The organism is Pseudomonas sp., assembly GCF_030698175.1.
Taxonomy (GTDB): domain Bacteria; phylum Pseudomonadota; class Gammaproteobacteria; order Pseudomonadales; family Pseudomonadaceae; genus Aquipseudomonas.
Genome location: NZ_JAUYNT010000028.1, coordinates 172009 through 189377, shown reverse-complemented (window position 1 = coordinate 189377; position 17369 = coordinate 172009). Strand labels below are relative to the sequence as shown.

Below are 17369 nucleotides of genomic sequence, written 5' to 3'. Positions count from 1 at the left end.
TTTTTAACCGAGTTCGGTACGATTGCGACCACCGCGCTTGGCGCGATACAGCGCCTGATCGGCGCGCTCAAATACCGCCTCGCTGCGCTCGCCGCTAACAAAGGCGCTAATCCCGGCCGACAGGGTGATGGTCACCCGCTCACCCTTGAAGTGAAACGGACAGGCTTCAATCGCCGCCCTTAGGGTTTCCAGCAGCTGCTCGGCACCGGCCAGCGGCGTGCTGGGAATCAGCAAGGCAAACTCCTCACCGCCAAACCGCGCCATAAAATCAGTTTTGCGCAAGCGCTTGGACAACTCGTCGGCGATGATTTTCAGCACTTTATCGCCGGCCAAATGGCCGTAGTTATCGTTGATCCGCTTGAAATGATCGATGTCCACTATGCCCAGCAGCAAGTCACCGCCGTAACGCTGCCAGCGGGCCATTTCCAGCTCCAGACGCTCGTCCCAGGCCGCGCGATTGGGCAGGCCGGTAAGCGGATCGGTCAGGGCTTTTTGCCGCTGTTCTTCGAGGTGATCGCGAAAGCCCTTGGCTTCCACTTCCATGCTCGCCACCCGCTCAACCAAGGTTTGCAGGCGCTCAGCCATGACCTGCTCAACCCCGCCACGCTGGCGCTGGTATTGATCCATGGTGCTCAACAAACCATTGAGTCGACCTTCTACCACCTGCTTGAGTTGATCCAACTCGGTGGCATCCTCGACGCTGCTGTGCAAGCCACCGACTTGCTCGCGCAACGCGCTATCAAGCTCACGGGCCGCACTCATGGAGTCGGCATAACCTTCGTGAGCATCTTTCAGGCTGCCCTGGAAGGTCGCCAAGCGCTCATTCAACTGCTTGAGGTAGCCCTCAAATTCACGCTGGCCCATGTCCGCCACGGCCAGCATCAGCACGGCAAAATCATCCAGTACTGGCACCAGCTCGTAAAAATTCAGGCCGCCGGTAATGCGGTTACGCAACTCCTCGGCCTGCGGTTGATGGCGCTCCGGCAGCGGCAACACGTCAAGCAGACCCAGCAGGGTTTTTTCCACATGCCCGGCAATCACGCTATAACCAGGCTCCGGCGAAACCGGCAAAGCATATTCCGTTGCCACCAGTGCTGCCGCAGGCTGTGCAGGCGCTAACGCTGGCGTTGCGGCGCCCGGTACTGGCTCAGCAGCGAACAAACCAGCAGGCAGCGGCAGACTGTCGAGGGTTGCTGCTGGGCGTTTACTGTTGGCCGGTGCGACCACATCAGCCAGCGAGCCGGATGCCGTTGCAGATTCAGGCGCAACAGGTTCAGGCGCAACAACGCTGCGCGGAGCTTCAACCACTGGCAGAGTCACCGACTGCGCTATTGCGGTGCTTTCGCCCACCGCTGCACTTGGCGACTCGGATAAAGTGGCGGTCTGCGCCGTGGCATGCACTGGTGCAGGCTCTACAACAGCAGATTGCAACGTATCGGCCGTCGACGCTGGCGCGGCGACTGTGGCGCCATCCCGGCTACCAAACAGGCGCTGCAGCAGGCCCGGCCGCGCACTCTCATCAACGTCACGAATAGCCAGCGCCTGGCGCTGCAAGGCACTCAACTCGCCCAATAACACCGGCAGTTCACGCAGCTGGCCAGAACGACTCTCCAGCTGTTTGGCAAAGCTCTTTAAGGGCTTGCTGATTTCCCGTGGTAGCGGTAACCCCTGCAGCTGGCCGACCAGCGCGCCAAGGGCCACGGATATTTGTGCCATCCGCTCGACGCGGCGGTGTTCGGAGTCGAGCACGGCTTTTTCCAGCCGCGGAATTAGCCCAGACAAGCCGGCGTCGATATCATCGCGACGCAAAATATCGCGCAACTCCTGCATGCACTGGTCGACGGCTTTATCGGTGCCTTCGGCAGCCAAACTGCTGCGCACCAACCCACGGCGGAGTAAATCCAGCCGCGCATCCCAGCGCAGTTCAAGTTTCTCTTGGTCTTCCAAGCCTTGCAGATATTTGGCTTTCCAACGCTCGCTGTCGTCACTCATAGATTCGATCCACCGGGAGGCGTGTTGAGCATAGGCCCCAGTGTGCCAGCCAGAAACCCAGGCAGATGAATTTCTACGGCGACCGGTAGATGATCGGAGATCGGCATGGGCAAAACTTCAACCTTCACCAAACTAAGTTCTGGACTGAGCAAAATATGATCCAAGCAACGCTGGGGTTGCCAGCTGGGGAAGGTCGCCTGCACTTGCGGCGCCAGCAGTCCAAGGTCGCGCAGCGGCGACTTCTCCAGCAGGTCGACGGCATGGGTGTTCATGTCGCCCATCAGCACCACATGTCGATAGCCCACAATCAGTTCACGGATATAAGCCAGCTGTAACGTGCGGGTGCGTGACCCGAGTGCCAGGTGCATCATCACCACCAGCAAAGCGTCTTTGCCTTCGCCAAAGCGCAACAGAATTGCCCCACGGCCCTGCGGCCCGGGCAATGGGTGATCTTCCAGCACGCTGGGCTGCAAGCGGGTCAGCACGCCATTGCTGTGCTGCCCAAAATGGCCAAGATTGCGATTGAGCTGCTGATACCAGAAGGGGAAGCGCCCGAGTTGGGCCAGGTGCTCGACCTGATTGATAAAGCCCGAGCGCAGGCTGCCACCATCGACTTCCTGCAGCGCGACCAGATCATAATCGTTGATCAGCGCGCCAATTTTTTGCAAATTGCTCGCCCGTCCGGGGTGTGGCAGCAAGTGCTGCCAGCCCCGCGTCAGGTAATGGCGATAACGCTCAGTGCTGATGCCAACCTGGATATTGAAACTCAGCAGCCGCAAGCGGCCATCGGCCGGCAAGCCACTGTCGCCTTGGCACAGCGCGTTGACCTGTGGATTACACAGGTCAACCGTGCGCTGAACACGCAAACGTCGCAGCATCGCCGTGAGTCGCGCGCTATTTAGCGGCGCGTTCTTTGGCGATCAATTGATCGGCAACTTGCAGGGTTTGCTCTGGGCCACCCGATGAGCCGATATCGAAACGGTACTTACCGTTAACAATCATGCTTGGCACGCCAGTGATCTGATAGGCCATCGCCAGACGCTTGGCATTCGCCACCTGACCTTTAACCCCGAAGGAGTTGTAGGTATTCAGGAAGGCCTCTCTATCGACACCCTGAGTGGCGACGAAGTCGGCGAACGCTTCTGGGTTAGCGAGCTTTTTGCCCTCTTTTTGAATCGCCTCGAATACCGCCTTGTGCACCTTGTGTTCAACTTGCATGGTTTCCAGGGTGATAAACGCCTGACCATGAATATCCCAAACACCGCCGAACATAGCGGGAATGCGGACAAAGTTCACATCAGCCGGGAGCTTCTCAGCCCACGGGTTGATGGTCGGTTCAAAGCTATAGCAATGCGGGCAGCCGTACCAAAACAGCTCAACCACTTCGATTTTGCCAGGCTTGGACACCGGCACCGCCGTGTTCAGTTCGACATACTGCTTGCCGGCTTCCAAATTCATGGCGGCTTTGGGTGCCTCCAGCAGCACCGGCGCATCCGCAGCCTGCGCCGTGAGGCCAAACAGGCTGGTACCGGCCAATACAGCAGACAAAATCAGGTTACGCATACTTAGCTCCAAGCAAAATAAGGGACTATTGGGGACCAGGCTCTGACCATGATCACACCGTCAGGTTCCGCCATTGTAGCCAGGCCCGCAAAGAAAAAGGGTGGCCATGGCCACCCTTTTTCTAACTGCTAGCCGGCAGTCAATGCAGGCCCTGAATGTAGCTCGACAATGCGGCGATATCTTTGTTGCTGAGCTTCTCGGCAATCGAGCGCATGATCTTGGTGTCGCCGTCATTGGTGCGCTCGCCTTCACGGAAGCTGGTCAACTGCAGCGTGATGTAATCCCCGTGCTGGCCGCCAATTTTCGGGAAGCCGGCGGTGGCATTACCCGCACCGGTCGGTGAGTGGCAACCGGTGCAGGCGGGCATGCCTTGCTCGAGCTTGCCGCCACGGAACAACTCTTGGCCACGGGCGACTAATTTTGGATCAGCCGCACCCACACTCATATTCTGACTAGCAAAGTAGGCGGCGATGTCGGCTAAGTCCTGCTCGCTCAGACTGCTCAGCATGCCTGTCATAGGCACCACCGCACGGGCGCCCGACTTGATGTCGCGCAATTGCTTGAGCAGGTAACGCTCACCTTGGCCAGCCAGTTTTGGGAAGGTTGGCGCCAGGCTGTTACCGTCAGCACCGTGACAAGCGCCACACACAGCCACTTTGCCCTGACCCGCAGCAGCGTCGCCAGCGGCATGCGCCATCCCGGTAATGCCCAAGGTCAACAGCAGACTCACGAGTAATTTGTTCATCGATAATCCAGATACGGCTAAGGGTTGAGATAGGGCGGTCGGACTACTTGCTCATCCATTCGATGACAGCTTGGTAATCTTCAGCAGTGCAGTCCATGCAAATGCCACGCGGCGGCATGGCATTGAAACCTTCGGTGACGTGCTTAATCATGGTCGGCATACCCTGCTGCAGGCGCGGTGTCCAAGCAGCCACATCGCCTTTTTTCGGCGCCATTGGCAACTGGCCATTGTGGCAAGCCCCGCAACTGCGGTTAAACACGGCTTCTGGATCTTGGGCGGCTTGCACGTTAAACGCGCACAAGGCGATGCTTGCGGCGATAAATAATTGTTTCATGGTCGACCTCATCAGGGATGGGAACGTCCTGCGTTCTAACGCGCAGCCTATTTAATCGATCCCAAGACTTTTATTGTTAAAAGCAGCATAGGGTAAAGCACAAAGCGCACACTAAATATGCGGCATTATATACTGCAGCCGTGCAAACTGAAACGAAACCGCCCCAGCGACACCGCGTCGCACCTGTGGAACCGCTAATGTCAGTCAAAATCTCAACTCTCGGCCTGCGCCAACAGTCCATTCTTCTTATCAGCGCCGCCAAGGTCGATCAATGTCCGCCGGCCCTGTGGAACCGCTAATGTCAATCAAAAACCCGATCCGCGGCCTGTGCCAACAGTCTACTTTTCTTATCAGCGCCGCCAAGGTCGATCAATGCCCGCCGGACGTTGGCCGTGAAGTCGCCTTTGCCGGCCGTTCCAACGCCGGCAAGTCCAGCGCACTGAACACACTGACCCACGCGGGCCTGGCGCGCACCTCGAAGACTCCGGGGCGCACGCAGCTGCTTAACTTCTTCAGCCTGGATGATCAGCACCGCCTGGTCGACTTGCCCGGCTACGGTTATGCCAAGGTGCCAATCCCGCTCAAACTGCACTGGCAGCGACATTTGGAGGCCTACCTGGGCAGCCGCAACAGCCTCGCTGGGCTGATTTTGATGATGGACATCCGCAAGCCCCTGACCGACTTCGACCAGTTGATGCTCGACTGGGCCGTCGCCAGCCAGATGCCGATGCACATTCTGCTGACCAAGGCCGACAAACTGACCTTTGGCGCCGCCAAGAACACCCTGCTCAAAGTCCAGCAAGATATTCGCCAAGGTTGGGGCGAGGCGATCAGCATCCAACTGTTCTCCGCGCCCAAGCGCATGGGAATTGAAGATGCCTATGCAGTGCTGACGCAATGGCTCGGCCTGCTGGACGAGCCCGAAGCTGAAGTGACTGAAGAACAAGCAGACGCCGCCGAGGAATAATCGCCAACAAGGCCAAAAAACACGCAAAAAAAACCCCGAGCTTCGTAGGGGAGAAGACGCTCGGGGCTCAACACTGGCCCGTGAAAACAAGGCCAGAGATCTGCCACACTCAACAAGAAACAAAATGGCCACACCAGCCATTCATAAGTTCTGACGCCGATTGGGGCGACAAGTTCAGCGGCAGATCAATCACTTGCGACCAAGCGCAGCCGGCCTAATCGCCAGCTGCGCTAAGGCTTTTCGTTAGTGCGCCTCATCCCAGTTGGCGCCCACCCCGACCTCAACCAGCAGCGGCACCGCCAGCTCGGCGGCAGCGCCCATCAACGCCTGTAACCGCACTGAAACCTGTGCAACCAGTTCGGTACGCACCTCCAGCACCAGTTCATCGTGGACCTGCAAGATCACCCGCGCATCGACGCCGGACTCGCTCAGCCAGTTATCCACCAAGACCATGGCGCGCTTGATGATGTCGGCGGCGGTGCCTTGCATCGGTGCGTTGATCGCCGTGCGTTCGGCGCCTTTGCGCAGGCCGGCGTTTTTCGAGTGGATGTCGGCCAGGTACAGGCGGCGACCGAACAACGTCTCGACATAACCCTGCTCGCTGGCCTGCTCGCGGGTGCGCTCCATATAGGCCAGCACGCCCGGATAGCGGGCAAAATAGCGCTCGATATAGGCCTGCGCCTGCTTGCGATCACAGCCAATCTGCTTGGCCAAACCGAAGGCGCTCATACCATAAATCAGCCCGAAGTTGATCGCCTTGGCGCTGCGGCGTTGATCGGTAGTGACCTCGCTCAGCTCGACGGCAAACACTTCCGCCGCAGTGGCTTTGTGCACGTCGAGGTTATGCCGGAAGGCGTGCAGCAGCCCTTCGTCCTGGGCCAGATGGGCCATGATCCGCAGCTCGATCTGCGAATAATCCGCAGCCACCAGCTGATAGCCAGACGGGGCGATAAAGGCCTGACGAATCCGCCGGCCTTCGGCGCTGCGAATCGGGATGTTCTGCAGATTCGGATCGCTGGACGACAAGCGTCCGGTGGCCGTGACTGCCTGATGGTAAGAGGTGTGGATGCGCCCGGTGCGCGGATTGATCTGCTCCGGCAGGCGGTCGGTGTAGGTGCTTTTCAGCTTGCTCAAGCTGCGATACTGCATCAGCACCTTGGGCAGCTCGTAGTCCTGCTCGGCCAAGTCGGCCAGCACCGCTTCGGCGGTCGAAGCCTGGCCTTTGGCGGTCTTGCTGAGGATCGGCAGCCCGAGCTTTTCATAGAGAATCACCCCCAGCTGCTTGGGCGAACCGAGGTTGAACTCCTCACCGGCGATGGCGAAGGCCTGGCGCTCCAGCTCCACCAGCTTGTCGCCCAACTCGACGCTGTGCTCGCCGAGCAACTTGGCGTCCACCAACGCCCCCTGCCGTTCGATGCGCGCCAGCACCGGCACCAGCGGCATTTCGATTTCGCTCAGCACCTTGGCCAAACTCGGCACCGCTTGCAGTTGCGGCCACAGCGCCTGGTGCAAACGCAGGCACACGTCGGCATCTTCGGCGGCGTAAGGGCCGGCCTGTTCGATGGCGATTTGGTCGAAGGTCAGCTGCTTGGCGCCCTTGCCGGCAATGTCTTCAAAGGCGATGGTGCTGTGCTCGAGGTATTTCAGTGCCAAGGCATCCATGTTGTGGCGGCTGGCGGTGGCGTTGAGCACATAGGACTCAAGCATGCTGTCGAAGGCCACGCCGCGCAGCTGGATGCCCTGACTCGGGTCACCGTCGATGGCGCAATTGGCGAGGATATTGATGTCGTATTTGGCGTTCTGGCCGACCTTGGCTTTGTGTGGATCTTCCAGCAGCGGCTTGAGCGCTTTGAGCACCATCTCGCGGTCCAGCTGCGCCGGCACACCCATATAGGAGTGAGTGAGCGGCACATAGGCCGCCTCATGGGCGCTGACGGCGAAGGAGAGGCCCACCAACTGCGCTTGCTGCGCATCGATGCTGGTGGTTTCGGTGTCGAAGGCGATCAGCTCGGCCTGCTGCAACTTCTCCAGCCAGACGGCAAAGCGCGCGGGGTCGAGAATGGTTTCGTACGCGCCGAATAAACCCGCAATGGCTTCAACCTCGGCAGCTTCAGCCAGCGGCGCAACCTCAACCACGGCGCTGTCCGCCTGCGGAGCAAGCTCAGTTACTGGCGCACTGGCCGAGGCGCGCAAATCAAACACGCCTTCACCGGCCGGCTCGCTCGCCGCAACCGGCACCGACGGCGGGCTGGGCAGTTGCGCCAGCCAGCTCTTGAACTCCAGCTCGCGGTACACCGGCGCCAGCAGCAGCGGATCAATCGGCCGCATGTGTAAATCGTCGATCTGTACATCCAGCGGCACGTCCAGTTTGATGGTCGCCAGCTCATAGGACAGATAGGCCATCTCGCGCTGCTCAAGCAGCTTGGCGGCCAGGGTCTTGGCGCCACGGATCGGCAGTTCGGCGACTTTATCCAGGTTGGCGTAGAGCACATCCAGCCCGCCGCCGATGCCGACCAGCAAGCCCAGCGCGGTTTTCTCGCCGACCCCGGCGACGCCTGGGATGTTGTCGGCCTTGTCGCCCATCAGCGCCAGGTAATCGATGATCAACTCGGGGCCGACGCCAAACTTGGTTTTCACCCCGTCAACGTCGTACACGCTGCCGGTCATGGTGTTGACCAGCGTCACCAGCGGGCAGACCAGCTGGGCCATGTCCTTGTCGCCAGTGGAGATCACCACTGGCCGGCCGAGTGCCGCACTTTGCCGGGCCAGGGTGCCGATCACATCATCGGCTTCGACCCCTTCGATGCACAGCAGCGGGTAACCCAGGCCGCGCACGCAGGTGTGCAGTGGCTCGATCTGCAGGCGCAGCTCATCGGGCATCGGCGGGCGATGGGATTTGTACTCGGCAAACAGCTCATCGCGAAAAGTCGGCCCCTTGGCATCGAACACCACCACAAAAGGGCTCACGGGATACTGCTTGCGCAGGCTTTTGAGCATATTCAACACGCCCTTCACCGCGCCAGTGGGTAAACCCTTGGAGGTGGTCAGCGGCGGCAGGGCGTGAAAAGCCCGATACAGGTACGAAGAACCGTCCACCAGGACTAAAGGCGCTTGGCTCATGAGCAGGATCAACCTTCTTTGGCGGCTCGGCGCTACAATGTCCGAACCAATGACGAATAAAAAAGAGGCAAGGTTACCATGCGCACACTTCACCGCCTGTTGCTGGCCAGTTTGTTGGCGCTCAGCCCGCTTGCCGTGATGGCCGAGGACGCACCGACCGCCGAGCCGGATGTGACCATCCGCCAGGACGGCGACAAGACCATTCAGGAATACCGCCTGAATGGCTTTCTGTATGCCATCAAGATCACGCCCAAGGGCATGCCACCGTACTTTCTGGTGCGCGCCGACGGCACCCAGGGCAACTTTATCCGCTCTGACCAGCCCGACATGCTGATTCCATCCTGGGAAATTTTCAGCTGGTAGCGTCCGCCCTCAAGCGCTAAGGAGTCGCAGCCATGTCGGTATTCACCCTGGTTGAACGCGCCGAGCTAGAAGCCTTCCTGGCCCCCTACGGGCTGGGGCGGCTGCTGGAATTTAACGGCATTGCCGAAGGCACGGAAAACAGCAACTTCTTCGTTAGCCTGGAGGCCGGCGAGTATGTGCTGACCCTGGTTGAGCGCGGCCGGCGTCGCGATCTGTTCTTTGTCGTCGAGTTACTGCAGCGCCTGCACGCCGCCGGCCTGCCAGTGCCTTACGCAATTGCCACGCAAAGCGGCGAAACCCTGCGTGAGCTGGCGGAAAAACCGGCGCTGCTGCAACCGCGACTGCCCGGCAAACACATCAGCCGACCCAACGCCCAGCATTGCCGCGAAGTTGGCCAGTTGCTGGCGCGCCTGCACCTGAGCACCCGCGAGCAGATACTCGAGCACCAAAGTGATCGCGGCCTCGACTGGATGCTCAGTGAAGGGCCATTGCAGGCGCTGCAACTGCACGATGAACAGTTGCCGCTGCTGCGCGATAGCCTGGCCGAACTGGCTGAGCAGCACGCACATATTCTTGCTCTGCCACGCGCCAATCTGCATGCCGATTTGTTTCGCGACAATCTGCTGTTTGACGGCCCGCACCTGAGTGGACTGATCGACTTCCACAACGCCTGTGCCGGCCCGATGCTGTATGACGTGGCGATCAGCGTGAATGACTGGTGCTCGACCGCCAGCGGCCGTCTGGATGGTAGTCGCACCCGCGCCCTACTCGGTGCTTACGCCAGCCTGCGGCCCTTCACCGCCGCCGAGGCGCACCTATGGCCAACCTTGCTGCGTGTCGCCTGCCTGCGCTTTTGGCTGTCGCGGCTGATCGCCATCCACCAACCCGCCGCCACCGGCGTGCATATCAAAGACCCCACCGAGTTCCAGCGCCGCCTACAGCAACGCCAACAGGTGAGTTTGCAGCTGCCGTTTGCGTTGTAGGTTGGCTGAGTCGCACAGTGGCGTAACCAGCCTAAGGCTTGAGACGCTTGCTGGCTGGCGGTTTCAGATTGTCGGCGCTGACGACCTTTCTGCCGGTCTGCTCTTCTAGTTCCAATCGCGCCTTGCGGGCAATACGGCCACCGCTTTTGGCCGCGGCACTGTTTGCTGTCATGCCGGTGGCATCCACGCTTTCGGCAATCTGCCGGGTGGATAGCTCTGCCAGCGCGGTGAAAATCAGTTCAGCTTCACTCATATGGTCGCGCAGATTCTGACTGCTTAGCCCCTTGAGATCCTTATGCGCCTTGACGCCAAGGTCGGCCCATTCCTGATGAATGATATTGGTCAGAATGGCGTATTCCTGACCTTTCTTGATCTCGTGATTGGCCCAGCATGCGCTGCTGAATCCACTTTTCGCTACGGCCATGCTGCTGCCAGGTGCTGCGTGCGCGATCCACGGCCTGGGCTGGGTCGGCCAGCTCCTGCATGCGCTCATAGCCGACTTTGGCCAACCACAACTTGATCGGCTCCGCCTTGGGGCTGGGAACCGACTGCACCAGGCGCAGCAGGGTCTCGGCATTGGCGGCATCGGTCAGGCGTTGCTTGCCATCGGCGGCGGTCATTTTCAACTGGTGACAATTTGTCACCAGTTGGCTGCCTTCCTTAATCAGCCGCTCCTTCAACTTGTTCCAGTACTTGCGCGCTGTTTGGTAATCCGGCTGCTGGGTCAGCACCTGGATGATGTCAATCACCGAAAACCACCAGATCTCACCCTGCTCGTCATACACACGGCGAATCTGCTGGGTTTCAAACAGGGCGATGTCGCTAGGCAGTTCAGTCACGTCGCACCTCTATATTTGTTGTTTTTTGGCACGCCATTTACCCGCGTGCAGCACCAGTTACGCCAGTTAACAACTTAACCCTAACCCTGGACCTGACCCACCACTCACTCAGCCTGCAGGTTGTACAACCAGCGCTCACCGGCGGGGTTAGCCACAGGCTCCAGCTGGCTGAATTCACTCTTGTCGATCAGCACTTCCAGCCGTGCCTGGGCGTTGTATTCGCAAAAACGCAGTTTGAACCGGGTGCCCGCGGGCACTTGAATGCCACTTGCATCGTGCAAGGCGCTGCGGCTGCGGTAGTCGTGAAAATCGCTGCCGCAGAGCAAGTCGAAGTCCGCACTGTGCCAGCGCCCGAGCGAGTAGCTAGCGAGGCTGCAAACAGCCAGCAACAGCAGTAGCGCGAAACTTTTCAGCCACGTCTGGCGAGCCATGACGATCTCCTTTTATAACGCTTGCAGGCAACTGCTGAGGCCATCCGCCAAGTGGTTGAGCAACTGCTCGTAACCACCGGCCGTGACCGGCAATTGACCGCCCATGGCATCCAGCTCAGCCAGGGTCACCGGCAAACCGGCGCTCAGGGTTTGCGCCAAGCGCGGGCGCAGCGGCGGCTCGCTGAACACGCAGGTCGGCCCGGCGGCCTGCAGCTGTGCGCGCATCTGCGCCACGTGCTGGGCACCCGGCTGCACTTCGCTGGCGACACTAAACACGCCCAAATGCTGGAGGCCGTAGGCGGCCTCGAAATAGTCAAAGGCTTCATGGAAGACGAAATACGGCTTGCCCTTGACCCCGGCCAGGCGGCTTTTCAACTGCTGATCGAGCAGTTGCAAGCGCGCCGTGAAGGCCTGCAGATTGGCCTGATAACGGGCGGCATTGGCTGGGTCGGCGGCGCTCACGTCGTCGGCCATGCGCGTGGCTATCACCTGGGCATTGGCCGGCAGCAACCACAGATGGGCATCCAGGGTTCCGGGGCGATGGTCGTGGTCGTGCTCAGCTGACGAATGCTCATGCTCAGCGGCCGACTCATCTTCACCAAAATGCCGCAGTTGCAGGCCGGGCAAATCTTGCACGGCGATGCTGGGCAGGCGGCGGCCGGCCAGTACCCGCGGCATAAAGCTTTCCATGTCCGGGCCGATCCAATAGAGCAGCGTAACCTCTTGCACCCGCCGCACATCAGAGGGCCGCAACGCATAGTTATGCGCCGAGGCGCCGGGCGGCAGCAGCACTTCCGGGCTGGCGATACCGTCTTGCACCGCGGCGGCGATCAACTGCAACGGTTTGATGCTGGTGAGCAGGCGCACCTCGGCACTGGCACCAACGGCAAGGCAACTGAGAAAAAGGCCAAACAAGAGACGGGACACGAAATAACACCTGCACGAGGAGAGGAATAGGCGTGGAAAGCGTTATAGAATAACGTCTCTTCATCCAGACGTCTGCCGCCCCATGCTTAAGCCCTATACCGCCAAGGCCCCGCTGGCCTGTTTACCCCACGATCATTCGCACTGCGTCAGCAGCGCGCTGGCCGAGGCCGAGGCCGTCTGCGCGCAACGCGGGGTGCGTCTGACCGCCTTGCGCCTGCGGGTTTTGGAGCTGGTTTGGCAGAGCCACAAACCGCTCGGCGCCTATGACATCTTGGCCGTGCTGAGCGAGGCGGATGGCCGCCGCGCCGCGCCGCCGACCGTTTATCGGGCGCTGGATTTTCTCCAGGAAAACGGCCTGGTGCATCGCATTGCCTCGCTGAATGCCTTCGTCGGCTGCAATCAACCCGAGCAGCCCCATCAGGGCCAATTTCTAATTTGCCGGCAATGCCACACCTCCATCGAGCTGGAGCAAAGCAGCATCAGCCAGGCGATTGTCAGCAGCGCCGCCAGCGTGGGCTTTAGCGTCGAAGGCCAGACGGTGGAAGTGGTCGGCCTCTGCGCCAGTTGTCAGGTGTCGGCATGAGCGGCGCACTGATCCGCCTCGAAGGCATCGGCGTCGGCTTCGGCGGCCAGACGGTGTTGCAGGACGTGCAACTGAGCGTTAACGCCGGTGAAATCGTCACCCTGATCGGCCCCAACGGCGCCGGTAAAACCACCCTGGTGCGCGCCGTGCTGGGCCTGCTCAAACCCGACAGCGGCAGCGTCTGGCGCCAGCCGAAACTGCGCATCGGCTATATGCCGCAAAAACTCCAGGTGGATGCCTCGCTGCCGCTGTCGGTGCTGCGCTTCTTGCGCCTGGTGCCCGGCGTCGATCGTCTGCGGGCCTTGGCGGCGCTGGAAGAAGTCGGCGCGACCCAGGTGATCGACAGCCCGCTGCAAAGCATTTCCGGCGGTGAACTGCAGCGCGTGTTGTTGGCCCGGGCGCTGCTGCGCGAGCCCGAACTGCTGGTGCTGGATGAGCCGGTGCAGGGCGTCGATGTCAGCGGCCAGGCCGAGCTGTACAGCCTGATCACCCGCCTGCGTGACCGTCACGGTTGCGGCGTGCTGATGGTCTCCCACGACCTGCACCTGGTGATGAGCACCACCGATCAGGTGATTTGCCTGAACCGCCATGTCTGCTGCTCCGGCCATCCGGAACAGGTCAGCAACGACCCGGTGTTTGTCGAGATGTTTGGCGAAGATGCCAAGAGTTTGGCCGTCTATCACCACCGCCACGACCACGGCCACGACCTGCATGGCAGCGTGGTACTGGGCAAACCCCATGTCCACGGAGCCGACTGCAAGCATGGCTGACTTCTTACTCAATGCTTTACTGGCCGGCTTGGCCCTGGCGCTGGTGGCCGGGCCGCTGGGCTCCTTCGTGGTCTGGCGGCGGATGGCCTATTTCGGCGACACCCTGTCCCACGCCGCATTGCTCGGCGTGGCCATCGGCCTGTTGCTGGATGTCAGCCCAACCCTAGCGGTGACCCTCGGTTGCCTGTTGCTGGCCTTGCTGCTGGTGACCCTGCAACAACGTCAACCCCTGGCCGCCGACACCCTGCTGGGAATTCTGGCACCGAGCACGCTGTCCCTGGGCTTGGTGGTGCTGAGTTTTAACCGCGAGGTACGCATCGACCTGATGGGCTATCTGTTTGGCGACCTGCTGGCCGTCGGGCCGAGCGATTTGCTGTGGATTATCGGCGGCTGTGGGCTGGTGCTGCTGACCCTGTTGGCGCTGTGGCGACCGCTGCTGGCGATCACCGTGCATGAGCAACTGGCCCAGGTCGAAGGCCTGCCGGTGGCGGCGCTACGGCTGTGCCTGGTGCTGCTGATTGCCCTGGTGATTGCCCTGGCGATGAAGATCGTCGGCGTGCTGCTGATCACCTCCTTGCTGATCATTCCGGCGGCGGCGGCCCAGCGCCATTCCCACAGCCCCGAGCAAATGGCCGTGGCTGCCAGCGTGCTCGGCGTCGTGGCGGTGTGCGCGGGCCTGAGCCTGTCCTGGTTCCAAGACACCCCGGCCGGGCCATCGATTGTGGTGGCAGCTGCCGTGCTGTTTTTGCTCAGTTTGGCCATCCCGAAACGCCGCGCTTAACCAGTCGCCGCTATCCGCCGCCCGGCGGCTAACCAGTCCTAGGTTTGGTTGTGATCGGGTGCGCGGTGTAGACTTGCGCGTTTTTTGCGCAAAATGAGACCCGCCACAATGAAGTCGTTCACTTCCAGCTATCTAGTCCTATTTTTGGTTTCACTTTTGACCGCCGCCGGCAGCGGCGTTGCCTTGGCTGTCGACGACGAATTGCCGGTGGATGACCTGGTCAGCGCCTTTCGCAGCCTCGACCAAAGCCTGAATAACGGCCAACTGCAACAGGCCGAAAGCCAGTTGAATAACCTCAAGCAACGCGCCGCCGGCGACACTCGGCTGGAGCAATACCAACGGCAGATAGCCGAAACTTATTTGCAACAAGGACAAGGCGCGCTGCAAAAAGGCGACTTGAATGCCGCCACCGCCGCCCTGACTCACGCTCGCAGCTTACTGCCCCAAGCTCCAGCACTCACCAGCGGCCTGGACAGCGCCATCAGCAGCGCCCGCGCCACTGAGCTGGCCAACGCCGAGAAAGCCCGGGTTGTCGCCCAACAGGCCGCGACTAAAGAAGCCGCCGCCAAAGCCGAACAAGCCCGCCAGCTGAAACTGGCCGCCGAGCGCCAGGCGGCGTTGAAAAAAGCCGCCACCGAACAAGCCGCCAGTGTACCGGTGGTGGCTGCCGCGCCGGCTCAGCCGCAGGCCAAACTGATCAAACCGGACGCCGCCAGCAGCGCCATCGGCATGCCGATGCTAGATGAAGAAGATCGCGATGCGTTGCGCAAACTGCTCGATAGCGTCGCCAGCGACGTGGTCAACTTTAATTGCGCCGTCAGCGTTGAAGTGCGCCAAGGCAAAGACTTTCCCTGGGTTGCCGCGCTGCTGTCGGCGCGGGTGAAAAAGCTCAATCCCAACTTCAATCTGCAGTTGCAGCAGGTGCTCAACCCGCAGCAAGCGCCGCAACTGGTGCTGACGCCGAAGAAAGGCTAAGCACTGCGACGCGGGCTTAAGTGAGTCCGCCCTGGGCTGCCCTGGCGCTTAGTCGCCAAGACTCAAGCTATAAGCTTAGATCGGCAAAGTTTTTGCGCGTTTGCGGGCGCAAGGTAAACTGCCGGGCTTTGCGCCGACCCAGCGCCTAAATAAAGCCCAAACAAACCCACAAGGTTTATCCCGTGATCGAATTCCAGCGCGTGCACAAGACCTATCCCGTCAATGGCCGCGACATCAGTGCCCTGCAACCGACCGACCTGCACATCGCCCGCGGGGAAGTGTTCGGTTTGATCGGCCACTCCGGCGCTGGCAAAAGCACCCTGCTGCGGCTGATCAATCGCCTCGAAGAGCCGTCGGGAGGGCGGATTATCGTCGACGGTATCGATGTCACCGCGCTCAACCCTGAAGGTTTGCGGCAGTTCCGCCAGCAAGCCGGGATGATCTTTCAGCACTTCAATTTGCTCGCGGCCAAAACCGTGGCGGCCAACATCGCCTTGCCACTGAAGCTTGCCGGCAAACTCAGCGCCAGCCAGATCGCCGCGCGGGTCGAGGCCTTGCTGGCCCGTGTCGGCCTGACCGAGCACGCCAACAAATACCCGGCGCAGCTTTCCGGCGGGCAGAAGCAGCGGGTCGGTATCGCTCGCGCACTGGCCACCGAGCCGAAGATTCTGCTCTGCGACGAGGCCACCAGCGCCCTCGATCCGCAAACCACCGCCTCAGTGCTACAGCTGCTGGCCGAGATCAACCGCGAGCTGAACCTGACCATAGTGCTGATCACCCATGAGATGGACGTGATTCGCCGGGTCTGCGACCGGGTGGCGGTCATGGACGGCGGGGTAATAGTCGAGCAGGGGCCGGTGGCCCAAGTGTTTTTGCACCCGCAACACCCGACCACCCGTAACTTCGTGCTGGAGTCCGAGCAGGTCGACGCCGAAGGTCAGCGCGATGACTTCGCCCATGTGGCCGGGCGGATTTTGCGCCTGACCTTTCAGGGCGAGGCCACCTACGCACCGCTGCTGGGCAGCGTGGCGCGGCAAACCGGGGTTGATTACAGCATCCTCGCCGGGCGCATCGACCGGATCAAAGATACCCCCTACGGCCAGCTGACATTGGCGCTGACCGGTGGCGACGTCGAGGCCGCATTAGCCTGCTTTGTCGCCGCCGATGTGCACCTGGAGGTGCTGCGTTAATGGAAGCCTTACTCGCAAACCTGTTGCACCCTCTGTTACCGAACGTCGATTGGGCGGAAATCGGCTACGCCAGCCTCGACACCCTGAGCATGCTCGGCGGTTCGCTGCTGTTCACCCTGTTGCTCGGCCTGCCGCTGGGAGTGCTGTTGTTTCTCACCGGGCCACGCCAGCTGTTTGCCCAACCAGCGCTGTATGGCCTGTTGTCGTTGCTGGCCAATGTGTTGCGCTCAGTGCCGTTCGTGATCTTGCTGATCTTGATGATTCCGCTGACGGTGCTGCTGACCGGCACCTCGCTGGGCGTGGCCGGCGCCATTCCACCGTTAGTGGTCGGCGCCACGCCGTTCTTCGCCCGGCTGGTGGAAACCGCCTTGCGCGAAGTTGATCGCGGCATCATCGAAGCAACTCAGGCGATGGGCGCCAGCACCTGGCAAATCATCACCCGCGCGCTGCTGCCGGAAGCGCTGCCAGGCATCCTCGCTGCCATCACTGTGACGGCCATTACCCTGGTGTCTTATACCGCCATGTCCGGCCTGATCGGCGGCGGTGGTCTCGGTGACCTGGCCGTGCGTTACGGCTATCAGCGTTATCAGCCGGACGTGATGGCGGTCACCGTGGTGTTGCTGTTGGTGCTGGTGCAAATTCTGCAAAACACTGGCGATAAGCTGGTGGTGCACTTCTCCAAGAAATAAAAAGCTCTAGAAAATAAAGGCTCTGTACCCGTTATGTGTTGCGCCAGGCTGTAGCTCTTTGTAGGAGGGGCTTTAGCCGCGACAGACTGCAGGCTGATTCAGCGGCTGTCCGGCGGC

At 60.8% G+C, this 17369-nt stretch carries 19 protein-coding genes; 9 read left to right on the top strand and 10 right to left on the bottom strand.

Annotated features, from left to right (window positions below; translation table 11 throughout):
• Positions 1-3 precede the first annotated feature (3 nt).
• From Q8R10_RS15285 to Q8R10_RS15265, 5 genes are all read right to left on the bottom strand, one after another.
• Positions 4-1992, bottom strand: a complete 1989-nt coding sequence (locus Q8R10_RS15285) for a diguanylate cyclase (protein ID WP_305654702.1) — start codon at positions 1990-1992, stop codon at positions 4-6.
• Positions 1989-2870: an endonuclease/exonuclease/phosphatase family protein gene (locus tag Q8R10_RS15280; protein ID WP_371133355.1), complete on the bottom strand. Its 882-nt coding sequence runs from the start codon at positions 2868-2870 to the stop codon at positions 1989-1991. Before Q8R10_RS15280 ends, Q8R10_RS15285 begins: the two co-directional genes overlap by 4 nt.
• Positions 2871-2886: 16 nt before the next feature.
• A complete protein-coding gene (locus tag Q8R10_RS15275) occupies positions 2887-3555 on the bottom strand; it encodes a thiol:disulfide interchange protein DsbA/DsbL (protein WP_305654701.1) in 669 nt (222 codons plus the stop codon).
• 139 nt (positions 3556-3694) lie between these two features.
• Complete coding sequence (locus Q8R10_RS15270) at positions 3695-4300, bottom strand: cytochrome c (RefSeq protein WP_305654700.1); 606 nt, start codon at positions 4298-4300, stop codon at positions 3695-3697.
• Between the two features lie 43 nt (positions 4301-4343).
• Positions 4344-4634 (bottom strand): cytochrome c5 family protein, encoded by a 291-nt coding sequence (locus Q8R10_RS15265; RefSeq protein WP_305654699.1) that lies wholly within the window; start codon positions 4632-4634, stop codon positions 4344-4346.
• 298 nt (positions 4635-4932) lie between these two features.
• Here Q8R10_RS15265 and yihA point away from each other — a divergent pair, with 298 nt between their 5' ends.
• Entirely contained in the window at positions 4933-5601 is a 669-nt protein-coding gene (yihA, locus tag Q8R10_RS15260; protein ID WP_305654698.1) for a ribosome biogenesis GTP-binding protein YihA/YsxC, read from the top strand.
• A 243-nt stretch (positions 5602-5844) separates the two neighbouring features.
• Here the strand turns inward: yihA and polA are convergent, their stop codons facing one another.
• Entirely contained in the window at positions 5845-8721 is a 2877-nt protein-coding gene (gene polA, locus Q8R10_RS15255) for a DNA polymerase I (protein ID WP_305654697.1), read from the bottom strand.
• Positions 8722-8799: 78 nt separating this feature from the next.
• Here polA and Q8R10_RS15250 point away from each other — a divergent pair, with 78 nt between their 5' ends.
• Positions 8800-9084, top strand: coding sequence for a DUF2782 domain-containing protein (locus Q8R10_RS15250; protein WP_305654696.1), 285 nt, complete (start codon positions 8800-8802; stop codon positions 9082-9084).
• A 32-nt stretch (positions 9085-9116) separates the two neighbouring features.
• On the top strand, positions 9117-10067 hold the full coding sequence (locus Q8R10_RS15245; RefSeq protein WP_305654695.1) for a homoserine kinase: 951 nt from the start codon (positions 9117-9119) through the stop codon (positions 10065-10067).
• Between the two features lie 31 nt (positions 10068-10098).
• On the opposite strand, the gene Q8R10_RS15240 is transcribed toward Q8R10_RS15245, so the two are convergent.
• The 4 genes from Q8R10_RS15240 to Q8R10_RS15225 all read right to left on the bottom strand — a co-directional run bounded on the left by Q8R10_RS15240 (position 10099) and on the right by Q8R10_RS15225 (position 12264).
• Positions 10099-10320, bottom strand: coding sequence for a hypothetical protein (locus Q8R10_RS15240; RefSeq protein WP_305654694.1), 222 nt, complete (start codon positions 10318-10320; stop codon positions 10099-10101).
• 40 nt (positions 10321-10360) lie between these two features.
• Positions 10361-10906, bottom strand: a complete 546-nt coding sequence (locus Q8R10_RS15235) for a Bro-N domain-containing protein (RefSeq protein WP_305654693.1) — start codon at positions 10904-10906, stop codon at positions 10361-10363.
• A 104-nt stretch (positions 10907-11010) separates the two neighbouring features.
• A complete protein-coding gene (locus tag Q8R10_RS15230; RefSeq protein ID WP_305654692.1) occupies positions 11011-11337 on the bottom strand; it encodes a hypothetical protein in 327 nt (108 codons plus the stop codon).
• Between the two features lie 12 nt (positions 11338-11349).
• A complete protein-coding gene (locus Q8R10_RS15225) occupies positions 11350-12264 on the bottom strand; it encodes a zinc ABC transporter substrate-binding protein (RefSeq protein WP_305654691.1) in 915 nt (304 codons plus the stop codon).
• Positions 12265-12346: 82 nt separating this feature from the next.
• Here Q8R10_RS15225 and zur point away from each other — a divergent pair, with 82 nt between their 5' ends.
• The 6 genes from zur to Q8R10_RS15195 all read left to right on the top strand — a co-directional run bounded on the left by zur (position 12347) and on the right by Q8R10_RS15195 (position 17252).
• Positions 12347-12847, top strand: coding sequence for a zinc uptake transcriptional repressor Zur (gene zur, locus Q8R10_RS15220; protein WP_305654690.1), 501 nt, complete (start codon positions 12347-12349; stop codon positions 12845-12847).
• Complete coding sequence (gene znuC / locus Q8R10_RS15215) at positions 12844-13617, top strand: zinc ABC transporter ATP-binding protein ZnuC (RefSeq protein ID WP_305654689.1); 774 nt, start codon at positions 12844-12846, stop codon at positions 13615-13617. Before zur ends, znuC begins: the two co-directional genes overlap by 4 nt.
• Positions 13610-14398 carry a zinc ABC transporter permease subunit ZnuB gene (gene znuB, locus Q8R10_RS15210; protein ID WP_305654688.1) on the top strand — a complete coding sequence of 263 codons (789 nt, stop codon included), beginning with the start codon at positions 13610-13612 and terminating at the stop codon, positions 14396-14398. The genes znuC and znuB overlap by 8 nt, the downstream gene beginning before the upstream one ends.
• Before the next feature lie 108 nt (positions 14399-14506).
• Positions 14507-15373, top strand: a complete 867-nt coding sequence (locus tag Q8R10_RS15205) for a hypothetical protein (RefSeq protein ID WP_305654687.1) — start codon at positions 14507-14509, stop codon at positions 15371-15373.
• Between the two features lie 182 nt (positions 15374-15555).
• A complete protein-coding gene (locus Q8R10_RS15200; protein ID WP_305654686.1) occupies positions 15556-16563 on the top strand; it encodes a methionine ABC transporter ATP-binding protein in 1008 nt (335 codons plus the stop codon).
• Positions 16563-17252: a methionine ABC transporter permease gene (locus Q8R10_RS15195; protein ID WP_305654685.1), complete on the top strand. Its 690-nt coding sequence runs from the start codon at positions 16563-16565 to the stop codon at positions 17250-17252. The genes Q8R10_RS15200 and Q8R10_RS15195 overlap by 1 nt, the downstream gene beginning before the upstream one ends.
• Positions 17253-17369 lie beyond the last annotated feature (117 nt).